The following is a 3450-nucleotide window of genomic DNA, read 5'->3' as shown; positions in this document are numbered from 1 at the left end:
TTGCCATGGAAGACGGCCTGCGCTTTGCCATCCGCGAAGGTGGCCGCACCGTCGGCGCCGGCGTCGTCAGCAAGATCCTCGTGTAAGAAACGCTCAGGCGTTACGGATCCCAGATCGTGATCCAAAGGGCGTCCCACGGGACGCCCTTTTGCGTTTGGCGGGCGGGGACGCATGCGTATCGGCCTGTCGCATACAACGGTATCCAGTAACATATTGACAGATTGACTTTTTTCGGCCGCCCCGCCACCGTCGCACGCGACAGGGCAGGGGGGGACAGAGGTGTCGGAGCTTGATTTTTCGGGATGGATCGGGCGGCGTGAGACGCGGGTCGGGTGTATCCACCCGCCGCAGGCAGCGCAGATCCACGCCACGCTCGGGGATCCCGATGCGGCCGCGCCCGTTGCGGGCGAGGTCCTGCCGCCGCTCTGGCACTGGTGCGCCTTCGTGCCGACCGTGCCGACCGGCGAATTGGGGCGCGACGGGCATCCCAGGCTGGGGGGATTTCTGCCGCCCGTACCGTTGCAGCGCCGCATGTGGGCCAGTGCCGATCTGCGGTTTCACCGGCCTCTGCATGTCGGCGAGACGCTGACCCGGCAGTCCGTCATCCGCAGCGTCGACGAAAAGGCCGGCGCATCCGGCCCGATGGCGCTGGTCACAGTGGCACACGAGTTGCATGGCAAGGACGGGTGCGCGGTCGAAGAGGTGCAGAACATCGTCTATCTCGATATCCCCGACACCTACGGCCCGCCGCGCAAGCGACCGATGCCCAAGAAGCCGATGCTGCACGACACGGTCGAGGCCAGCGAGGTGCTGCTGTTCCGCTACTCGGCGCTGACGTTCAACGCGCATCGCATCCATATCGATCTGCCTTACGCACAGGAGGTCGAGGGCTATCCCGGCCTCGTGGTGCACGGGCCGTTGCAGGCGACATGGCTGATTCAGGCGGCGTATCGCGCGCGCGGGGCCTGGCCCGAGGGGTTCTCGTTTCGCGGGGTGCATCCGATGCTTCTGGTGCGCGGCGAAAGCCCGCAGGTCGATATCATGGCCGAGCCGACCGAGACGGGCGGGCTGGCGCTTTACGCGGGGCAGGCGGGGCATCAATGCACGCAGGCCACGGCCACATGGGAGGACCCGGCATGACTGGAATTCTGAAAGGCATGCGCGTGGTCGAGGGGTCGGCCTTCGTCGCCGTGCCGCTGGCGGGGATGACGCTGGCGCAGATGGGCGCCGAGGTGATCCGGTTCGACCGGATCGGCGGGGGCCTTGATGCCGGGCGCTGGCCGCTGGCGCCCTCGGGACAGAGCCTGTTCTGGGCCGGCCTGAACAAGGGCAAGAAGTCCATCGCCGTGGATATGAGCCACCCCGAGGGGCGCGAGTTGGTCACGCGCATCGTCACGGCCCCCGGCGAGGATGCCGGCCTGTTCCTGACCAACCTGCGCGTGCGCGGCTGGATGGATTACGACACGCTGAGCCAGCACCGCCGCGACCTGATCATGGTCACGCTGATGGGCGACCGGCACGGGCGCCCGCAGGTGGATTATACCGTGAACCCCTCGCTTGGCATCCCGGCGATGACCGGCCCGGCAGACCATTCCGATCCGGTGGCGCATGCCATGCCCGCCTGGGACGTGGCGGCGGGGCATCTGGTGGTGTCCTCGTTGCTCGCGGCCGAGCGCACGCGGTTGCGGACCGGCGAGGGCCAGGAGGTGGAGCTGTCGCTTAAGGATGTGGCGGCGGCGACCATCGGACACTTGGGCATGATCGGCGATGCGGTGGTGAACGCTCAGGACCGGCCCAAGGCCGGCAATGCGCTTTACGGGGCATACGGTCAGGATTTCGTCTGTGCTTGCGGGCGTCGGGTCATGGTGATCGGCCTGACCAAGCGGCAATGGCGCAATCTGGTCAAGGCGACGGGCACCGAGGCCGCGATGGCCGACCTCGCGACACGCACCGGGCGCGATCTGGACGACGAGGGCGTCCGCTGGGAGCTGCGCGACGAGATCACCGAAATCCTGCGCCCGTGGTTCGCGGCCCGCCGCGTCAGCGATTTTGCGGCGGAGTTCGACGCGGCGGGGCTGACCTGGTCGGTCTTTCGCACCGTGCGCGAGGCGGTGGACGAGGACCCCGATCTGAGTGATGCGAACCCGATGTTCCAGACACTTGATCAGCCGGGCTTGGGCCGTTTTCCGGTGCCCGGACATCCGGCGGTGTTTTCCGGGCACGTCCGCGAGTCGCCCTCACCCGCGCCGGCCTTGGGTGCGGACACAGAGGCCGTTCTCGGGGATGTGATGGGGCTGTGTGATGCCGAGATCGCGGGGCTCTTCGATATGGGCGTGGTGCAAGGCCCCGAACAGGGCGCGCGATCCGTGCTCTGAGCCTCGTCCCATCGGCTGAACGGTTCAGGGCCGCACGTGGTCACCGCATCTGATTTGCCCATCGACCATTTCCGGTTCATACCGGGGGTCCTTGGGACGGATGGTCGTCGGCTGTGCGCGCGGAACCCGAGGATTGGCCAAGCGCCTGGCGCGCGTTGGGAGGTGTTTGATTTTCCAGCGGGGAAAATATCTCGACATTGCTGCGATCACAGCACCAGATGGCCAGCTTGCGTCAGGCTGAGGCCTCTCTGTCGAAGATTTCCTCGCTGAGGCACTCGTGTCGCAGACTGCTGTTGATTGCTTCGATGTCGCCAATCTGCTGCAACATAGGGGTGGAAGTAGTGCCATTTGGCCCCAGTTGCCGCGCGCCTGTGCGATGCGGCAGGCCTGAACAGAGGTCACCTTTCGTAAGCGACAGAACGCCTGCAAAAGCGCGTTCGTGTCTTTAGTCCAGGGTTAGGCCCCATTGATTTAAGGTGCACCGCGTGAATCACGGTTTCAATAACGGCGTAGTGAACATGTCTGATCTCTCTGGGATGGAACACGGTTTTGTGGGACAGGTCTGATCGCTGTTTCCGAAGGGACCGGGCGTAGAACATGTCTGGCGAAACAACAGATAAATCTGTCGCGATGGCGGCGACGGCCGCATCGGTGCGCGCCCACAACGCTGGCGACGGCGGGGCCGTGGCCGGTGGGACGAAGCGCTTTTCGACGAAACGCAAGCTGGCGGCGGTTCAGCGGCGCATGCGGGGTGAGAGCCGCTACGCGGTCTCCCGGGATCTGAACGTGCCGGTGCATCGCCTGACGGTCTGGCGTGACAAGGTCCTGATGGGGGCGCAGAGCGCGCTCAGGTCAGACTCGAAGTTTCTGAACTGTTCAGTGTCAAGGATCAGCTGACGATAGCTCACGTCAGCTTTCGGGGTCATGGGTTGGTCAGACACCGGGCCTATTGCAACCGGGAAGACAAATGCCTAATGAACTATCAGGAGAGGTGGCCGAGTGGTCGAAGGCGCACGCCTGGAAAGTGTGTAGGCGGGAAACCGTCTCGAGGGTTCGAATCCCTCTCTCTCCGCCA

At 65.2% G+C, this 3450-nt stretch carries 3 protein-coding genes, 1 tRNA gene and 1 pseudogene; all 5 read left to right on the top strand.

Annotated features, from left to right (window positions below):
- Nucleotides 1-86: pseudogene (locus ACESLR_RS11805) on the top strand (elongation factor Tu); the annotation flags it as partial.
- Between the two features lie 193 nt (nt 87-279).
- Nucleotides 280-1140, top strand: a complete 861-nt coding sequence (locus tag ACESLR_RS11800) for a MaoC family dehydratase N-terminal domain-containing protein (protein ID WP_373067608.1) — start codon at nt 280-282, stop codon at nt 1138-1140.
- Complete coding sequence (locus ACESLR_RS11795; protein WP_373067600.1) at nt 1137-2375, top strand: CoA transferase; 1239 nt, start codon at nt 1137-1139, stop codon at nt 2373-2375. The genes ACESLR_RS11800 and ACESLR_RS11795 overlap by 4 nt, the downstream gene beginning before the upstream one ends.
- A 597-nt stretch (nt 2376-2972) precedes the next feature.
- Nucleotides 2973-3272, top strand: a complete 300-nt coding sequence (locus tag ACESLR_RS11790) for a hypothetical protein (RefSeq protein WP_373067594.1) — start codon at nt 2973-2975, stop codon at nt 3270-3272.
- Nucleotides 3273-3360: 88 nt separating this feature from the next.
- Nucleotides 3361-3450: transfer RNA gene (locus ACESLR_RS11785), tRNA-Ser, on the top strand.

Origin of the sequence: Thioalkalivibrio sp., from assembly GCF_041685615.1 — a bacterium.
Classification (GTDB): Bacteria; Pseudomonadota; Gammaproteobacteria; order Ectothiorhodospirales; family Ectothiorhodospiraceae; genus Thioalkalivibrio.
Note: the sequence above shows the minus strand (reverse complement) of the source record. Positions and strands in the feature narration are given on the sequence as shown.

Excerpts from the sequence above, each read along its gene's own strand:
- ACESLR_RS11795 (WP_373067600.1), top strand. The coding sequence starts at position 1,137 with ATGACTGGAATTCTGAAAGGCATGCGCGTGGTCGAGGGGTCGGCCTTC.
- ACESLR_RS11790 (WP_373067594.1), top strand. The coding sequence starts at position 2,973 with ATGTCTGGCGAAACAACAGATAAATCTGTCGCGATGGCGGCGACGGCC.